The 2,648-nt window shown below is 35.9% G+C and carries 3 protein-coding genes; all 3 read left to right on the forward strand.

Translation table 11 applies throughout. The features are described from left to right. A partial coding sequence (locus OZD66_RS04390) for an ankyrin repeat domain-containing protein (RefSeq protein WP_275022329.1) occupies nucleotides 1-1,026 on the forward strand: 1,026 nt, incomplete at its 5' end. A 120-nt stretch (nucleotides 1,027-1,146) separates the two neighbouring features. Beyond that, complete coding sequence (gene smpB / locus OZD66_RS04395; protein WP_182319477.1) at nucleotides 1,147-1,596, forward strand: SsrA-binding protein SmpB; 450 nt, start codon at nucleotides 1,147-1,149, stop codon at nucleotides 1,594-1,596. Between the two features lie 6 nt (nucleotides 1,597-1,602). After that, nucleotides 1,603-2,394: a prolipoprotein diacylglyceryl transferase gene (gene lgt / locus OZD66_RS04400; RefSeq protein ID WP_182367039.1), complete on the forward strand. Its 792-nt coding sequence runs from the start codon at nucleotides 1,603-1,605 to the stop codon at nucleotides 2,392-2,394. Nucleotides 2,395-2,648 lie beyond the last annotated feature (254 nt).

Below are 2,648 nucleotides of genomic sequence, written 5' to 3' on the forward strand. Positions count from 1 at the left end.
AATGATGATAGATGTACTGCTTTACATCTTGCTGCTGAAAATAACCACATAGAGGTAGTAAAAATTCTAGTTGAGAAAGCAGATGTTAATGCAGAAGGTATTGTGGACGAGACTCCTTTACATCTTGCAGCCAGAGAGGGCCATAAAGATGTAGTAGACATTCTAATCAAAAAAGGAGCAAAGGTTAATGCAGAAAATGATGATAGATGTACTGCTTTACATCTTGCTGCTGAAAATAACCACATAGAGGTAGTAAAAATTCTAGTTGAGAAAGCAGATGTTAATATAAAGGATGCTGATAGATGGACTCCTTTGCATGTTGCTGCTGAAAATGGCCACGAAGATATAGTAAAAACTCTAATCGCAAAAGGAGCAAAGGTTAAGGCAAAAAATGGTGATAGACGTACTCCTTTACATCTTGCTGCTAAAAATGGCCACGAAGATGTAGTAAAAACTCTAATCGCAAAAGGAGCAGAGGTTAATGCAAACAATGGTGATAGACGTACTCCTTTACATCTTGCTGCTGAAAATGGCAAAATAAAAGTGGTGGAAGTTCTGCTACACACTGAAGCAGACCCTTCATTAAAAGATGTTGATGGAAAAACGCCAAGAGACCTTACTAAATATCAAGGTATAATTCACCTTTTAGAGGAAGCGGAAAAAAAGCGAACGTTAAAAAATGAGAATAAAAAAACGCCAAAGGATCTTACTGAAAATAAAGATGTAATGCAGCTTCCAGAGAAAAAGGAAGAAAAACAAATTGGAAAAAATGCAATTGTGAAAGAAAAAGAACAATCTGCAAAAAATGCAATTGTAAAAGGTGTTATTGTGTGTTTTGTAACTGCAGTGATAGTTGGTGTTGCACTTGCATTTGCTACTGCCCTATCTGTACCAGCAATAATTGGACTAGCTGCAGGATCTGCGCTCATAGTTGGTGCTGGTCGATATATAATGTCAAAGCCTAAAACTGAAATGAAAGAAGTAAAGGAACTTGTGCCTAGAGAGACAGAAAAAGCATTTACTTGATTTTTGTTATCCTGTTGCTATCAGACTAGCCTGGCACCTTATATTTATTGGGATAACTGTTTTATTATGAATTAAGTCAAAAACTCTGTAATATATTGAAGCTTAAAGATATCTTTAGATATGGAAGTTATTGCAGAAAATAGGAAAGCAAGGTTTGAATATTTCATCTTAGAAGAATTTGAAGCGGGTATGGTCTTATTAAGCAGTGAAGTTAAATCGCTAAGAGAAAGAAAAGTAAATATTTCCGACGCCTACGTTGTTGAAAAGAATAGCGAAGTATGGCTGCACAATATGCATATTGCAGAATATAAAGCTGCGAACCGAAAAAATCATAAACCAAAAAGGGAACGTAAATTACTCTTGCATAAAAAGGAGATAAATAAACTAATTGGTCAAATCAAGACTGCTGGGATAACTGTTGTGCCGCTTTCGGTCTATTTTAACGATAAAGGATTGGCAAAAACTAAAATTGCCATTGTAAAAGGAAAAAAACTCTACGATAAGAGGGCAACCATAAAACAGAGAGAGTGGGATCGTGAAAAAAGTAGATTGTCTAAGAATAATTTGTAGCAAAATATGTCTTTAAATCCAGTAATTTTCAGCATCGGTCCTGTTTCTATATATTGGTATTCCTTAGCCTACGTTTTGGGTATAGTGTTTGCATATTGGTATTTACATAGGCTAGATGACCAAAAAATATTTACTAAGAATTTTTACGATTCGTTATTAACAGCCACTATTGTAGGTATTATCCTTGGAGGTAGACTTGGCTACGTATTGATATATGATCCAGTTCTTTATATAAGCAACCCTATCGAGATATTGAAGACCTGGGAAGGAGGGATGTCATTTCATGGCGGTGCTATAGGAGTTTTGCTTGCAGTAATAATCTCCTGCAGAAGACATAACATTCCTATATTTTATGCACTGGACCTAGTTTCTTGCGGAGTTCCCATAGGTTTATTTTTAGGTCGCATAGGCAATTTTATAAACGGAGAGTTATTTGGCAGAGTTACAACTATGCCATGGGGTATGGTATTTCCAGAGAGTGGTGATAATTTGCTACGTCATCCAAGCCAGCTTTATGAGGCACTTTTTGAAGGACTGCTACTTTTTGCAGTTGCAAATTCACTGTTTTTCTTAACTAGAATAAGACTGTATCACGGTGCGTTAACTGGTATTGCAGTTATGTGGTATGGAATAGCACGTTTTTTCGTTGAGTTTTTTCGCGAACCAGACTATCAAATTGGCTATTTGTGGCTTGATTTAACTATGGGGCAGTTGCTTTCTATACCTATGGTTTTGCTAGGAATGCTTGTATATCTAGGCGCATTAAATTTAAAATTTAATACGAAATCTGTCACATAGAGAAAAGGTGAGTTCAATAGAAAAATGTAGCCAGAAGCCCCATATTATGCACAATTGTACGAATTTTCTGCGTTGCAGTAGAATGAATCGGTGGGCTTTGTTGCATCGCTAGCTATGATGGATTAAAGATAAAAAAGGTGGAGAATATCAGTAGCTTATTATTATGGTATTTACAACAAGAACGGTCAGTGAATACCTAAATTTGAGTAAAAGAAATTTCACTACCACTCACTAATCCGGCTAAAATTCAAGAA

The organism is Wolbachia endosymbiont of Drosophila baimaii (assembly GCF_028982185.1).
GTDB lineage: Bacteria > Pseudomonadota > Alphaproteobacteria > Rickettsiales > Anaplasmataceae > Wolbachia > Wolbachia pipientis.

Coding starts and splice junctions, on each gene's coding strand:
- lgt (WP_182367039.1), top strand. CDS start 1,603: ATGTCTTTAAATCCAGTAATTTTCAGCATCGGTCCTGTTTCTATATAT.
- smpB (WP_182319477.1), top strand. CDS start 1,147: ATGGAAGTTATTGCAGAAAATAGGAAAGCAAGGTTTGAATATTTCATC.